The sequence below is a fragment of the Microbacterium sp. WCS2018Hpa-23 genome (assembly GCF_031843845.1).
In the GTDB taxonomy this organism is placed as follows: domain Bacteria; phylum Actinomycetota; class Actinomycetes; order Actinomycetales; family Microbacteriaceae; genus Microbacterium.
Map to the genome: position 1 here is coordinate 125,320 of NZ_JAVTIZ010000007.1, position 14,167 is coordinate 139,486.

At 66.4% G+C, this 14,167-nt stretch carries 17 protein-coding genes; 5 read left to right on the plus strand and 12 right to left on the minus strand.

Annotated features, from left to right (window positions below):
• The first annotated feature begins 9 nt into the window (after window positions 1-9).
• Window positions 10-1,533: an apolipoprotein N-acyltransferase gene (gene lnt / locus RQG77_RS13140; RefSeq protein ID WP_311245095.1), complete on the plus strand. Its 1,524-nt coding sequence runs from the start codon at window positions 10-12 to the stop codon at window positions 1,531-1,533.
• On the opposite strand, the gene RQG77_RS13145 is transcribed toward lnt, so the two are convergent.
• The 4 genes from RQG77_RS13145 to RQG77_RS13160 all read right to left on the minus strand — a co-directional run bounded on the left by RQG77_RS13145 (window position 1,530) and on the right by RQG77_RS13160 (window position 4,222).
• Window positions 1,530-1,913 carry an RNA polymerase-binding protein RbpA gene (locus RQG77_RS13145; RefSeq protein WP_056307766.1) on the minus strand — a complete coding sequence of 128 codons (384 nt, stop codon included), beginning with the start codon at window positions 1,911-1,913 and terminating at the stop codon, window positions 1,530-1,532. The two genes, lnt and RQG77_RS13145, sit on opposite strands and share 4 nt — an antisense overlap.
• A 125-nt stretch (window positions 1,914-2,038) precedes the next feature.
• Window positions 2,039-2,812, minus strand: a complete 774-nt coding sequence (locus RQG77_RS13150) for a glycerophosphodiester phosphodiesterase family protein (RefSeq protein WP_311245096.1) — start codon at window positions 2,810-2,812, stop codon at window positions 2,039-2,041.
• Window positions 2,809-3,735, minus strand: a complete 927-nt coding sequence (locus tag RQG77_RS13155; protein WP_056307762.1) for an SPFH domain-containing protein — start codon at window positions 3,733-3,735, stop codon at window positions 2,809-2,811. Before RQG77_RS13155 ends, RQG77_RS13150 begins: the two co-directional genes overlap by 4 nt.
• 13 nt (window positions 3,736-3,748) lie before the next feature.
• A complete protein-coding gene (locus RQG77_RS13160) occupies window positions 3,749-4,222 on the minus strand; it encodes an NfeD family protein (protein WP_311245097.1) in 474 nt (157 codons plus the stop codon).
• Window positions 4,223-4,342: 120 nt separating this feature from the next.
• Between RQG77_RS13160 and RQG77_RS13165 the strand changes: the two genes are divergently transcribed.
• Window positions 4,343-5,107 carry an SDR family oxidoreductase gene (locus tag RQG77_RS13165; protein ID WP_120492959.1) on the plus strand — a complete coding sequence of 255 codons (765 nt, stop codon included), beginning with the start codon at window positions 4,343-4,345 and terminating at the stop codon, window positions 5,105-5,107.
• A gap of 83 nt (window positions 5,108-5,190) precedes the next feature.
• Here the strand turns inward: RQG77_RS13165 and RQG77_RS13170 are convergent, their stop codons facing one another.
• Window positions 5,191-5,790, minus strand: coding sequence for a DUF308 domain-containing protein (locus RQG77_RS13170; RefSeq protein WP_311245098.1), 600 nt, complete (start codon window positions 5,788-5,790; stop codon window positions 5,191-5,193).
• Window positions 5,791-5,971: 181 nt separating this feature from the next.
• Between RQG77_RS13170 and RQG77_RS13175 the strand changes: the two genes are divergently transcribed.
• From RQG77_RS13175 to RQG77_RS13185, 3 genes are read left to right on the plus strand one after another with little or no spacing between them, the layout of a single operon-like run.
• A complete protein-coding gene (locus RQG77_RS13175; RefSeq protein WP_311245230.1) occupies window positions 5,972-6,370 on the plus strand; it encodes a helix-turn-helix transcriptional regulator in 399 nt (132 codons plus the stop codon).
• 4 nt (window positions 6,371-6,374) lie between these two features.
• Window positions 6,375-6,785, plus strand: coding sequence for a VOC family protein (locus tag RQG77_RS13180; protein ID WP_056307754.1), 411 nt, complete (start codon window positions 6,375-6,377; stop codon window positions 6,783-6,785).
• A 26-nt stretch (window positions 6,786-6,811) separates the two neighbouring features.
• The gene (locus RQG77_RS13185; protein ID WP_311245099.1) at window positions 6,812-9,160 is read left to right on the plus strand and encodes an excinuclease ABC subunit UvrA; all 2,349 of its coding nucleotides are present in this window, start codon (window positions 6,812-6,814) and stop codon (window positions 9,158-9,160) included.
• A 12-nt stretch (window positions 9,161-9,172) separates the two neighbouring features.
• On the opposite strand, the gene RQG77_RS13190 is transcribed toward RQG77_RS13185, so the two are convergent.
• The 7 genes from RQG77_RS13190 to RQG77_RS13220 form a co-directional block, all read right to left on the minus strand.
• Window positions 9,173-10,708, minus strand: a complete 1,536-nt coding sequence (locus RQG77_RS13190; RefSeq protein ID WP_311245100.1) for a serine hydrolase domain-containing protein — start codon at window positions 10,706-10,708, stop codon at window positions 9,173-9,175.
• Window positions 10,641-11,486: a class I SAM-dependent methyltransferase gene (locus RQG77_RS13195; protein ID WP_311245101.1), complete on the minus strand. Its 846-nt coding sequence runs from the start codon at window positions 11,484-11,486 to the stop codon at window positions 10,641-10,643. The genes RQG77_RS13190 and RQG77_RS13195 overlap by 68 nt, the downstream gene beginning before the upstream one ends.
• A 129-nt stretch (window positions 11,487-11,615) precedes the next feature.
• A complete protein-coding gene (locus tag RQG77_RS13200; RefSeq protein ID WP_311245102.1) occupies window positions 11,616-12,182 on the minus strand; it encodes a GNAT family N-acetyltransferase in 567 nt (188 codons plus the stop codon).
• On the minus strand, window positions 12,183-12,770 hold the full coding sequence (locus RQG77_RS13205) for a GNAT family N-acetyltransferase (protein WP_311245103.1): 588 nt from the start codon (window positions 12,768-12,770) through the stop codon (window positions 12,183-12,185). It lies immediately after the preceding gene.
• On the minus strand, window positions 12,767-13,264 hold the full coding sequence (locus RQG77_RS13210) for an SRPBCC domain-containing protein (protein ID WP_311245104.1): 498 nt from the start codon (window positions 13,262-13,264) through the stop codon (window positions 12,767-12,769). Before RQG77_RS13210 ends, RQG77_RS13205 begins: the two co-directional genes overlap by 4 nt.
• Window positions 13,261-13,593: a metalloregulator ArsR/SmtB family transcription factor gene (locus RQG77_RS13215; RefSeq protein ID WP_311245105.1), complete on the minus strand. Its 333-nt coding sequence runs from the start codon at window positions 13,591-13,593 to the stop codon at window positions 13,261-13,263. Before RQG77_RS13215 ends, RQG77_RS13210 begins: the two co-directional genes overlap by 4 nt.
• A 27-nt stretch (window positions 13,594-13,620) precedes the next feature.
• On the minus strand, window positions 13,621-14,166 hold the full coding sequence (locus RQG77_RS13220; RefSeq protein ID WP_311245106.1) for a GNAT family N-acetyltransferase: 546 nt from the start codon (window positions 14,164-14,166) through the stop codon (window positions 13,621-13,623).
• Window position 14,167: the final 1 nt, after the last annotated feature.

Sequence of the window (14,167 nt, forward strand, 5' to 3'; positions counted from 1 at the left end):
ATAGGACGGATGTCTGAACCCCGCGCGCGACAGCGCCCTCTTCTGCCGCTCTCGCTCGCTCTTCCCGCAGCGGCGATGGCCGCGCTCCTGATGGACCTCTCGTACCCGGACGCCGCGGTATGGGCGCTCGCCTTCCCCTCGACAGCGCTGCTGCTCATCGCGCTGATCGGCCGCCGGGCCGGGGGAGCGCTGCTGGTGGGCGCCGTCTACGGCATCCTCTTCTTCGGTCTTCTCGTGTCGTGGACCTCGCGCTACCTCGGCCCCGTACCGTGGGCTGCGCTGAGCATGCTCGAAGGAGCACTCACGGCGCTGGCGCTGGTCCTCATCACGCTCGCGTACAGGTGGATCCCGAAGGCGTTCTCCGGGCGCTGGGCGCGGCTTCTGCTGCTCCCCGCGGTGGTCGCGGCCCTCTGGGTAGGGCGCGAGCTCTTCGTGGGCTCCTGGCCGTACGGCGGCTTCCCCTGGGCTCGCCTCGGCATGACCCAGGCGGAGAGTCCGCTGGCGCCCGTCACGTCCTGGATCGGCGTGAGCGGACTCAGCTTCCTGATGGTGTTCCTCGTCGCCTCGGTGATCGAAGTGGTGCGCACGCGGGAATGGAGACGCCCCACCGCACTGATCACCCCGGTGCTGGTGACGATCGTGCTCCTCGTCACTCCGCTCTTCCCGACGACCGTCAGCGGGTCGATGCGCATCGCCGCTGTGCAGGGCAACGGCCCGAGCGGCTACTTCGACGAGCGCGAGCAGTACTCCATCGTGCAGGCGCAGACCGACGCGACAGCGCCGCTGTACGGAGAGGATGCGGATCTCGTGGTGTGGCCGGAAGGATCGCTCGACTACGACCCGTTCCAGTCCGATGCACTCGCTCGGCGCATGACTCTGGTCGCGACGCGTATGGGTGCTCCTCTGCTCGCGAACGCCGCGACGGAGCGGGACGGGCTGTACTACAACACGTCCCTGCTCTGGACAGAAGAGGGAACCGCCGAGCAGATCCACGACAAGCGGCACCCCGTTCCCTTCGGGGAGTATGTGCCGGACCGAGCCTTCTTCAACGCTCTCGCCCCTGATCTGATCGGTCTCATCCAGCGCGAGTACACCCCGGGATCTAACCCTCCGGTGGTCGATGTCGACGGCGTGAAGGTCGGACTCGCCATCTGCTTCGACGTGATCTACGACGACGTGATCAACGAGGGGCTCGGCGCCGGCGCCGAGGTACTCGTGCTCCAGACGAACAACGCCGACTTCCGCGGCACCGACGAGAACCTTCAGCAGCTCTCATTCGCTCGAATGCGCGCCATCGAGACGGGCCGCAGCGTGGTCAACATCTCGACTGTGGGCACCAGCCAGATCATTCGCCCGGACGGCTCGACCGTCGCGAGCCTGGATGCGGGAAAGGCCGGAGCGCTGCTCGAGGATGTCGAGCTGCGCTCCGGCCTGACAGCGGGAGTGGTTCTCGGCCCGTGGATCCAGCAGACTCTGCTGTGGGGCGGGCTGGGCGCGCTGGCCTTCGGGTGGCTGCGCGCCAGGAGGCGCTAGGCGCCGATCTTCTCGCGGGTCGGGTCTTCGCCGGCTCCGCGACGTGCGCGGATGAACGCGAGACGCTCTTCGAGGAGCTCCTCGAGCTCGGCGCGCGTGCGGCGCTCCATCAGCATGTCCCAGTGCGTGCGTGCGGCTTTCTCGTCGCTCGCATCGAGCGTGACGGCCTGGCCGTCGACGTTCAGGCGGGCGTCAGCGCCACAGGCGCGGCATTCCCAGGTCTGAGGCGGCTCGGCGTCCGCCGCGAACATCAGGTTCGTGACATGGCCGCAGGCGTCACAGGTGTAGGTGGTTTCACGGCGCTCCATGAAAACGACGCCCTCTTCGCTCTGTAGGCTCTGGGCGCCGAGTCGGATGCCGCGTAGGCTGCGATCTGCCATTGTGTGGTCCTCTCGTCGCTGTCAGGTATAACGCTCCAGCCTGTGCGCTTCATCCACACAGCCGGGTTCTCGGTGCTATTCACAGCGGAATCCCAGCGCGAGAGCGTATGGGCGGCGTGGCGCGCTCAGCGCGCGAAAGTGGCCAGCGCGAGGTCTGCGCGGTCCGACACGATCCCGTCCACGCCGGATGCGACCAGCCGACGCATGTCGTCGACATCGTTCACCGTCCAGACATGGACCTCGACCCCATGTCGGTGCGCAGCCCGGAGCAGGGCGGGCGTGAGGATCCTGAGCCCCGAGTGCCGCTCCGGGATCTGCAGCGCGTCGATGTCCCGCAGCACCCGAGCGGGGGAGAGGCGGAGAGCGGAGAGCGAGCGGAGCGCGGCGATCGTGCGGCTGCCGCCGGATGTGGCCGGGCGCAGCGCCGCACCGGCGCGCAGCGTCGAGGCGATCGCAGCGCGGCGGTTCGCGTCCGAGAAGCTGGTCACGAGGACGCGGTGCGTGTGGTCGACGAGAAGCGGACCGATGAGATCGGGGGCCTCCGCGGTCTTGACGTCGATGTTGAAGCGGGAGGTCGGAAAGGATGACAGCGCCTCCGCGACCGTGAGCAACCCGCCGTGGTCGGCGAAGATGCGCGCGAGCTCGCGAGTGCGCACCTCGCGGATCGCCCGAGGATCGCCGGTGAGCCGCTCCAGGGTCTCGTCGTGGAAGAGCACGACGTCGCCGTCGGCCGTGACCTGGCAGTCCGTCTCGATGTACTCGGCACCGGCCGCGTGCGCTGCGGCGAAGGCGGCTGCGGAGTTCTCCCACACACCGGAGTCCTCGCCCGCCGCGGTGACCAGACCACGGTGAGCAAGGACTCGGGGGTGTCGCGCCTTCTCGAAGTACGGGTGCGTCACGCGCCCGGATAGTTCGTCGGAGGCTGCCCGGGCTTCGGAGTGAAGGCGCTGCCGATTCCCTTGAGCGCCTCGGTCAGTTCGCTCGGGATGATCCAGAGCTTGTTCGACTGCCCCTCGCTGATCTTCGGCAGCATCTGGAGGTACTGGTACGCGAGCAGCTTGTCGTCCGGCTCACCCTGATGGATGGCGGTGAAGACGTTCTGGATCGCCTCGGCCTCACCCTGTGCGCGAAGCACCGCGGCCTGCTTGTCACCCTCGGCGCGAAGGATCTCGGCCTGACGTGCGCCCTCGGCCTCGAGGATCGCGGACTGCTTCGTGCCCTCTGCCGTGAGGATGGCGGCACGACGGTCACGCTCTGCGCGCATCTGCTTCTCCATCGAGTCCTGGATGGAGATGGGCGGGTCGATCGCCTTCAGCTCGACACGGCCCACGCGGATGCCCCACTTGCCGGTCGCCTCGTCGAGCACGACACGGAGCTGCCCGTTGATGTTGTCGCGGCTGGTCAGCGCCTCTTCGAGGTTCAGGCCACCGACGACGTTACGGAGCGTGGTCGTGGTGAGCTGCTCGACGGCACCGAGGTAGTTCGCGATCTCGTACGTCGCGGCGCGGGCATCCGTCACCTGGAAGTACACAACCGTGTCGATCGAGACGACGAGGTTGTCCTCGGTGATGACGGGCTGCGGCGGGAACGAGACGACCTGCTCGCGCATGTCGATCAGCGGACGGAGCCGATCGATGAACGGCACGAGGATGTTGAGACCGGGCATGAGGGTCTTGTGGTAGCGGCCGAGCCGCTCGACCACGCCGGCTGTCGCCTGCGGAATGATGCGGATGGCTCGCGCCAGCGTGACCACCACGAAGATGATGATCGCGATCACGAGGATCCACAGGATCGCGGTCGGGATGAACGAGGAATCGTTCACGGAACTCTCCTACCTAGTCGTTGACGGGACGGACGATGGCGGTGGCTCCGTTGATCGCGGTGATCGCGACGGGGGAGCCCTGGGGGATGGCGACGATCGAGCCCGATCGTGCGGTCCAGGTGTCGCCGTTGCTGAGCTTCACCTGGCCGGAGATCTGGGTGACGTCCTGCAGGGCGATGCCCCGGAGATCGAGCAGAGCGTCGACGTTCGACTTGGTGGGATCTTCGCCGCGCCGCAGGCGCCGCAGCAGAGGAGGACGGAGGAAGAGGATGAACGCCGCCGCGGCCACGGCCGCGATGATGACCTGCGCCCAGACCGGGAGGCCCACGAGATCCGTCACGAGTCCCACTGTGCTGCCGAAGCTGAGCATGAGGAAAGTGAAATCGAGCGTGAGCATCTCGATCACGAGGAACAGTGCGATCAGGACCAGCCAGCCGATCCATGCCCAGTTCTCGACCAGATCGATGAAGACGGGGAAGTTGTCCATGCGGCCTCCTTTGCGGTCAACCTATCACGCGGTCCCGCCGCGCCTCGGGCGCCGCAGCGCCCGCTTGGTAGTCTGGAACGGCCGTGCGATCACGGCGTTCCGCGCATTCAAGGAGTCACCGTGACCGACGTTCTTCCCGCAGGTTCCCTCGACGGCAAGGTCGCCCTTGTCACCGGCTCGTCCCGGGGCATCGGCGCCGACACGGTGCGCTACCTCGCTGAGGCCGGCGCTGACGTCGTCATCAACTTCCGGAACAAGGCTCCTCGTGCCGAGAAGCTCGCCACGCAGCTGCGCGAGCTCGGACGCCGCGTGCTCGTCGTCGGTGCCGATCTGACCGATCCTGCGTCGGTCGGCGAGATGTTCGACGCCGTGAAGGCCGAGTTCGGTCGTCTGGACGTGCTGGTGCTCAACGCCTCCGGCGGCATGGAGTCGGGGATGGCCGAGGACTACGCACTCCTTCTGAACCGCGACGCGCAGCTCAGCGTGCTCGACGCAGCCACGCCTCTGCTCAGCGACGATGCGCGCGTGGTCTTCGTCACCAGCCACCAGGCGCACTTCATCCGCACGACGCCCACGATGCCCGAGTACGAGCCGGTGGCGCTGTCGAAGCGCGCGGGCGAGGATGCCCTCCGTGAGCGCATCCCCGGCCTCGCCGAGAAGGGGATCGGCTTCACCGTCGTCTCGGGCGACATGATCGAAGGAACCATCACCGCCACGCTGCTCGAGCGGGCGAACCCCGGCGCCATCGCGGAACGCCGCGAGTCGGCAGGCAAGCTCTACAACGTGTCGGAATTCGCCGCCGAGGTCGCTCGTGCAGCGGTCGACGCAGTGCCGGCGGACAATACGCGTCTCGTAGGCGATGTAAGCGCGTTCGCCGCCGAGTGATCTGCGTCGACTCCGAATGATCGGGGAGAACGACAAGAGGGCCCCGTCCGAGTGGACGGGGCCCTCTTGTCGTTGGCGGGGCGTCAGCGGACGGCGTCGGACTCGACCGAGGCGACGAAGCCCTTCGCGTCCTTGCCGAGCGTGATCGCACGAACGATCTGCACGATGCCGAGCACGACGAGCGAGATGCCGAGCACCAGCCACAGCACGGCGGCGGCGTACAGCGGCGAGAAGAGCACCACGATTCCGGCGATGATGCTGAGCAGCGCGTACAGGAGAGTCCAGACGCGAGAGCCGTCCTGCCCGAGGAGCGACAGGGCGACCACTCCGTCGACGATCCAGCTGATGCCGATGAAGATCACGACGACGAGGGCGAGGGTCGCCGCGGCGACTCCGAGGTTCGCGAACGCGATGACACCGGCCACGATGTAGACCAGACCGAGGACGATGTGCCCCACACGGGCCCAGCCTCCCTTCGCCCGGGAGAAGATGCCGAGGCCGATGTAGACGAGGCCGGCGACCACGAGGTAGGACGCGAAGATCCCGGTGACGATGACAGCGGACTTGGCCGGCCAGACGAGCAGGATGATGCCCGCGATCAGGGCGATGACGCCGGAGACCGCGAGGACGATGCGGATGGACTTGAACAGTGACTTCGCTTCGGTAGCGAGTGGATCAGACATGGTTGGGGACCCTTTCTGAGAAATCCCTGTGAGGGATGCTGCCAGAGTAGCGCTGTCCGAGCCGGAAGTGGGGGAGGGCAGTATCGATATGTCGCACGTCTTCACAGTGCGACCCCGGGCGTCATGGCAAAATCTAGTCGTGACCCCTGACGACGACGCTCGTATCCGAGAGCTCGTCGTCATGCGCAAGGTGCGAGACAGGATCGATCGCGAGTACGCGAAGCCTCTCGACGTCGAAGCCCTCGCGAAGGGCGCGCACATGAGCGCCGGTCATCTGAGCAGGCGGTTCCGGGACGCCTACGGAGAATCTCCGTACTCCTACCTGATGACACGTCGGATCGAGCGGGCGATGGCGTTGCTGCGGCGAGGCGATCTCTCGGTGACGGAGGTGTGCTTCGAGGTCGGGAGCTCGTCGCTCGGCACGTTCAGCACGCGGTTCACCGAGCTCGTCGGTGTCTCACCCCGCGTGTACCGTGAACGCGCGACACACGTCGAGGGCATTCCGACCATCCATGCGAAGCACGTCATCAGACCGATCAGGAATCAAGAAGCACCGCGCACGGACGCGCACCTAACCTGAACCCATGAACATCAGCATCCACTACGCATTCCTTCCGCACACGGATGCCGAGGCAGCCCTCGGCTTCTATCGTGACGCCCTCGGATTCGAGGTGCGCAACGACGTCGGCTACGACGGTCTCCGATGGCTGACGGTCGGCCCCGAGGGCCAGCCGGGGACCTCGATCGTGCTGCACCCGCCGGCGACCGACCCGGGGATCACGGATGCCGAGCGGCAGACGATCCTCGAACTGATCGCGAAGGGCAGCTACACCGCACTGACGCTCGCGAGCGACGACCTCGACGGTCTGTTCGAGCGACTGGTCGCGCAGGGCGCCGACGTCGTGCAGGAACCCATGGACCAGCCGTACGGCGTGCGCGACTGCGCCTTCCGCGATCCCGCGGGGAATCTTCTCCGTATCAATCAGGCCGGCTGAGCAGGCCGAGAAACCCGAGGACGACCATGACACACGCTGCAGACGGCCACGACCTCATCCGCGTTCAGGGTGCCCGCGAGAACAACCTCAAAGAGGTCAGCGTCGACATCCCGAAGCGTCGGCTGACGGTGTTCACGGGCGTCTCGGGATCGGGCAAGAGCTCGCTCGTCTTCGACACGATCGCCGCCGAGTCGAGGCGGATGATCGACGAGACCTACAGCGCCTTCGTGCAGGGATTCATGCCCTCAGTGCCTCGGCCGGACGTCGACGTCCTCGAGGGACTCACGACCTCCATCATCGTCGATCAGGAGCGCCTCGGGGCGAACCCTCGCTCGACCGTCGGCACGGTGACCGATGCGAACGCGATGCTGCGCATCCTGTTCAGCAAGCTGGGCCAGCCGTACATCGGCGGACCGACGGCGTTCTCGTTCAACATCCCCACCCAGAAGGCCAGCGGCGTGATGACGGGTCCGGGTGGTGAGAAGAAGATCGTCAAGGACGCGATCTACCTCGGCGGCATGTGCCCCCGGTGCGAGGGCAGGGGAGCGGTCTCGGACCTCGACCTCGCCCAGATCGTCGACGAGTCGAAGTCGCTCGACGAGGGCGCGATCATGGTTCCCGGTTACACGGCGGACGGCTGGATGGTGAAGGGCTTCTCCGCGTCCGGCTTCTACCCGGCCGACAAGCCCGTCGCCGAGTTCACTGAGAAACAGCGGCAGCTGTTCCTGTACGGCGAGGTCACGAAGGTCAAGATCTCGGGCATCAACATGACCTACGAGGGACTGATCCCGAAGATCACGAAGTCGATGCTCTCGAAGGATCTCGACGCGCTGCAGCCCCACATCCGTGCGTTCGTCGAGCGCGTCGCGACCTTCGCGACCTGCTCCGAATGCGACGGCACCCGACTCACCGCAGGCGCCCGTTCGTCGAAGATCGACGGGATCAGCATCGCGGACGCATGCCGGATGCAGGTGACCGACCTCGCCGCGTGGGTGCGCGGTCTCGAGCTTCCCGGTGCCGCGCCTCTGCTCGAGGCGCTGAGCGCCAACCTCGATGCATTCGTCACGCTCGGCCTCGGCTACCTGAGCCTTGAACGCCCTTCGGGCACGCTGTCGGGGGGAGAGGCACAGCGCATCAAGATGCTCCGCCACCTCGGCTCGTCGCTGACGGACGTGACCTATGTGTTCGACGAGCCCACGATCGGACTCCACCCGCACGACATCCAGCGGATGAACACGCTGCTCCTGCGGCTGCGCGACAAAGGGAACACGGTGCTGGTGGTCGAGCACAAGCCCGAGACGATCGCGATCGGCGACCACGTGGTCGACCTCGGCCCTGGCGCGGGAAGCGCGGGTGGCGAGATCTGCTTCGAGGGCACCGTCGAAGAGCTCAAGGCCAGCGGCACGCGCACGGGAAAGCACCTCGACGACCGTGCGGCCCTCAAGTCTTCCGTGCGCACGAGTGACGGAGCGATCGAGGTGCGGGGCGCCACGGCGAACAACCTGCAGGATGTCGACGTCGACATCCCCACCGGCGTGCTCACCGTCGTCACCGGCGTCGCAGGTTCGGGCAAGAGCTCGCTCATCCATGGCTCGGTGTCGAAGCGCGAGGGAGTCGTCGCTATCGATCAGGGTGCGATCAAGGGCTCACGTCGCAGCAACCCGGCCACCTACACCGGACTGCTCGAGCCGATCCGGAAGGCGTTCGCGAAGGCCAACGGTGTGAAGCCCGCCCTGTTCAGCGCGAACTCCGAGGGTGCCTGCCCGACCTGCAAAGGCGCGGGCGTCATCATCACCGAGCTCGGCTTCATGGACACCATCGAGACGCCCTGCGAGGACTGCGGCGGCAAGCGCTTCCAGGCGGCTGTGCTGGAGTACAAGCTCGCAGGCAAGGACATCACCCAGGTGCTGGATCTGCCGGTCTCAGAGGCGCGCGTCTTCTTCTCCGAGGGCGACGCGAAGCTGCCGGCGGCCGCTGCGATCCTCGGGCGGCTCGAAGACGTCGGGCTCGGCTACCTCTCGCTCGGACAGCCTCTGTCGACACTCTCGGGTGGTGAGCGCCAGCGCATCAAGCTGGCCATCCAGATGGGGGAGAAGGGCGATACCTACGTGCTCGACGAGCCCACCACAGGGCTTCACCTCGCCGACGTGCAGAACATCCTGGGGCTGCTCGATCGGCTCGTGGAGTCGGGCAAGACGGTGATCGTCATCGAGCACCACCAGGCCGTGATGGCACACGCCGACTGGATCATCGACATCGGGCCGGGAGCCGGGCACGACGGCGGGCAGGTCGTCTTCGAAGGAAGCCCTGCCGATCTCGTGGCGGCGAAGTCGACGGTGACGGGGGAGCACCTCGCCGCGTACGTCGGAGCGTAGAGCGGAGCCTGCCTAGGCGACGTCGGGGCGGGTCATCAGCGGAGACGTCGCATGGGTGATCAGATCGGATCCGGTCAGAGGAACCGTCACCCATGTCAGCGCCGCCGTCGCACCACGGAGGGTCAGACGAACGCGATGTGGCGTGTTCACGAGGTGGATCTCCGCCACGAAGACGTCTCCCTGCCATGCGCCGGCTGATGCGAGCGTACGTCCGAGCGGGGCGCTGCGTTCCCAGTGGCCGAAGCCGACCGGCACCGCGAGGCGCGGCCCGATCCTGAGCAGCCAACCGCCCGACTGCGGACGAAGGAGCACCGGTGTGTCCCTCGGGACCGCTGAGTCGGGGTGCGTGGCATCCACGACGGCCTGGGAGTCGGTCGAAGTGGATCCCCGGTTGCCGTGGATCATCGGCAGAGCAAGGTGTCGGAGTCTGCACGTGAGCTCGGCGTCACCGTCGGGGTCTCCCACGGCATCGATTCCGGGCAGAAGGTGTTCCCAGATCGCGTCGAGAGCATCCTGAGCATGCCGTATCTCTGTGTGCGCCGCGGTGAGGACGACGACCAGCTCGAGGTCAGGCACGACGACGCACTGCTGGCCGTACGCCCCGTTGCCGTGGAAGCCGTGAGCGGACAGCCAGATCTGATATCCGTAGCCTGAATGGAAGTCCGCACCCGAGGCTCCTGGGGAGTAGTGCCAACTGTCGATGTGTTTGCGCGTCGCCGAAGCCATCCACGTGCTCGACAGCAGCTGGCGCCCCTGCCATTCGCCGCCGCGCAGCATCAGTTCGCCGAAGGCTGCGACCGCTTCGGTGGTGAGATGCAGCCCGTGGAACCCGAACACGGCACCGCTGCCGACGCGGTCCCACTCGACATCCGTGATGCCCATCGGTGCGAACAGTCGCTCGTCGAGCAGGTGAGGAAGCGTCTGCCCCGAGACACGCTCGATCATCCGTGCCAGAACGAAGGTCGTCGCGTTGTCGTAGGTGTGTCGCGTACCGGGCACTGCTGTGAGCGGCATCCGGAGGAACCCGCGCACGAGATCGCTCGGTTCGAGCGTCCATGCGCCGTCGAGCGTGTCTTCGGCATGTCCGGCGGTCATCGTCAGCAGATGCTCGACGGTGAGAAGGCGCGCTTCTGCCGGAATATCGTCGGGAACATGATCCGGCAGTATGTCGACGACTCGATCATCGAGGCTCATGAGGCCGTCATCCACGACAAGACCGACTCCCATAGCGGTGAAAGACTTCGTCAGCGAGTACAGCAGATGCGGGTCGTCAGCGGCGTAGGGAGCCCACCAGCCTTCTGCGATGACGTGGCCGCGCCGAACGATCATGAGCGAATGGCACTCGATCCCCATCAGGCCGAGACTATCCAGGAGCCCGTCGATCGCCGGGGAGGATACGTCGACGGATGCGGGGGAGGTACGTGGCAGAGACACCCGGTCATCGTACGGACCCGACACCGATATGGCAGGCCCGCGTGCGTCAGTCCTTGCGTGCCACGATCGTGAATGTGCAGGGGATGAGGTTTCGTTCGGCCTCGGGCCAGGCATAGCCGCGCGGGACGTCGACCATTCGGGGGCTGAACCGCCAGGGGAGTGTGCGCCCCTCGTCGAAATGGACGAGTCGGAGCCCGGCGCGGAGCAGCGCGCCGAGAATCTCGGACAGCGGATGCGGCCACTCGTAGGTTCGCGCATGTGCGACTTTCCCGTCTCCGGCATAGGTGGACTCGTCATCCCACTGCTGTGCGCGACCGTCTCCGAAGTACGAGTACCGCGTGGTGAGTCCCTCCGCATCCTCGTCGAGCGCGAGCAGTGCAGGATGACCGTCCCTGATGAAGAACGTCCCACCAGGACGCAGCAGGGCGATGATCTGAGCAGCCCAGCGATCGAGATCCTGCAACCAGCAGATCGTGCCGATGCTGGTGTAGACGACGTCGAAGTCGCCCGCCACCGCGTTTCGGGCATCGAGAACATCGGTCTGGACCCATGTTGCTGCGACTCCGGTGCGCTCAGCCAGAGCCGCTGCGACGCGCAGCGCAGGCTCGGAGAAATCCGCGCCGGTCACGCGGGCGCCGGCACGCGCCAGCGAGATGGTGTCCGTACCGATGTGGCACTGCAGGTGACACAGGTCGAGTCCTGACAGGCTTCCACCGGTGACGAAGCGCTCGAGCACCGGCAGGTCATCGCTGACGACGTCGCTGAGATGGCTCGGTTCGTCGAACGCATCCAGACCGTACGCGGCCTCATGCAGCGGAACGCGGTCGTCCCAGTTCTGGAGGTTCGCGGTGCGTGCTGCTTCCCAGTCGATCTCGACGTTGCTTCCGTTCACGCGTCGAGCCTACCGACAGTCCCGATCGGTGTGATCACCGCGATCGTATAAACACCGATAATGCACATTATGTCAGATCAAGCGAAGAAGCGGCTCCCCTGAAGGTGCCCTCGGCGTCGTGCGTGAGGATCACCAGGGTGTGCCATTCAGGTCGATGTCGCCCGGCGGCCACTGCTCTGCTCGCGCCCCCGGGTCCGCGTGGGCGGCGAAGATCAGGATCGGCCCATCGGCAGACGTCACGGTCGCGTTCGCGTCGATCATCGACACATGACGCTCCACGGCGTTCACTCGTGACCAGCCGGTGCGCTCGTAGAACGGCGCGACCTCTTCTCGGCACCCGAGGTAGCCGAAGTCGACGCGATCGTCGTCGCGCATCGCCTGCTGGGCGTGGGCCATCACGCGGCGGCCGACTCCGTCGGAGCGCCAGTCCGGATGAACCAGCACTCCCCCGGTTCCAGCGACCGTGACCTCGCGTGCGCCGACGCGTATGACGCGCCGTTGAAACCCGACGTGCGCGACTGCGATCGAGTCATGGAAGATCACCGTGTGGACATCCGCCGGCGAATATCCGTACGGGCGGTCAGGTGTCCACTCTCCGTGCTCCGCTCGGTACTCACCGTCGAAGAGGACTTTCAGTGCCGCCGACACCGATTCGGACAGGGCGTCATGCTCGACGATGACGATGTGCTCCGTCATTCAGGATCCTCCGCGCGTCGGAACGACGACGGTAGGCGTCGGACGTAGCGCCGTCACTGTCAAGATGTTCCTCCCATGCTCGCTCGCGGGGCGATCATCGCCTGAGTCCACGAAGCCGAGCTTCTCGAGCACGCGGCGCGAGGCGACGTTCCATTCCCAGACGCTTGCCCACGCTCGTTCATGGCCTGCCGTGCAGGCCCACACGAGAACGGCTGTGGCGGCCTCCGTCGCGTACCCGCGATTGTGGGCGCTGCGCAGAAGTTCGAAGGCGATCTCCGGCTCGCCCTCTGCTCCGTTGCCCTCGAAGATGAGTCCGCAATAGCCGTAGACCTCGCCCGTCGAGGCGTCCTCTACAGACAGCAGGTCGGAGCGCTCGCTCTCCTCGTTCGCGATATGGGTCGCGATGTCAGAGACTGTCGGGTGGCCTTCGGCATCGAGCTTCCGGTGAGCCGGCACGCGCTCGTCACGTTCGGTCCACAACCGGTGGAACACCTCCGCATCCGTGACTGCCTGTGGCCGGAGGATCAACCGCGCCGTCCTCAGCGTCTCCCCGCCCAGCGCGCCCCGCGCCCGGAGACCGGCGTTCATGCTCGTGTCGCCGACTCGGATTCGGCGAGGACAGCCAAGGCCGACGTCACCGAACCCCACCCTTCAAAGAAGCCGAGATCCTCGTGCAGGTTGCGTGCAGCGGGATCGCCATGCCGAACGACCACGCGGTAGGCAGTGCCGTCGGCATGCTCTTCGAGGACGATCTCTGCCGTCATCGAGACCGGTTCGGGCTTCGCAGGCCGCCACGCACTGTCGATCACGTTTGTGAAGACCAGTCGCCGACTGGGCTCGACGACGAGGAAGATCCCGTCTGTGTGCGGGAAGTACTCCCCCGCAGGCTCCCTCATGCTGGTGACGAAGCCACCGCCGGGCTGCACGTCGAGGCGATCGACGCGCGCCTGCATGGGGGCCGGGATCCACCACTGGGCGAGAAGCTCCGGATCTGTCCACGCGCGCCACACCGTGGACGGCGACGCCCGGATCGTCCTCTCCAGAGTCAGATCGAGCCGCGGGTCGAGAGTGGTGCTGGTCATCGTGTGTCCTCCAGGTCGGTCGCGAGAGTCTCGAGGCGGTCCGTCCGCTGATCCCAGAGACGGCGCTGTTCGTCGAGCCAGTCGCCGATGACGGCGAGGCGGTCGTGGTCGAGTGTGCAGGTGCGCACGCGCCCGCTCTTCGAGGTGCGGATGAGTCCGCTGTCCTCCAGCGCGCGAATGTGCTTCATGAACGACGGCAGCGTGATCGCGAACGGCTGGGCGAGCGCCCCCACACTAGCGGGGCCGCGCCCGAGTGTGCGGATGACCTCGCGACGGGTCGGATCTGCGAGCGCGAGGAACACCTCGTTCACGCCGTCATGGTTTGCCATGGGGATAAGTATTGCTCAGGCAGAAAGTTAGCGCAAGGGCACAGTATGGCCCGGTCGCACCATGCAGATGAGTCCCTCGCGGTCATCCCACGACTCGACCCGCTCGAAGCCGCGGGATTCGTACAGTCCGATCGCCGGAGCTCGCCAGTCCCAGACCGACAGGCGAACCGGTCCGGACGTCAGCGCCAACGCCGCGTCCAGCAATGCGGACCCGAGACCACGCCCGCGAAGATCCGGATCCGCCCAGAGGCGCTTGATCTCGGCTTCTCCCCCATCGATTTTGACGATCACAACCCCGACCGGATGCTGCTCGATCGTGGCGAGCAGCGTGGTGCAGTCGGCGTAGGAGGCGCGCGGATCGACCACCTCCCGCTCGTATCGTGGCGGCAGCGCCATGATCGACGCAGGCGGCTCGGCTCGACCGTACTCGTGCTTCTCCGATTCCGTCTGCAGGAGATAGGTGCGCACGAGCGCACTCACCGCAGTCGTATCGGCCTCGTCCCACCTCGATTCCCGAACGCGGATCGACAGCCGGAGTTCGTCAGGCGACGAGTGCAGATGGGGCGAGGTCACA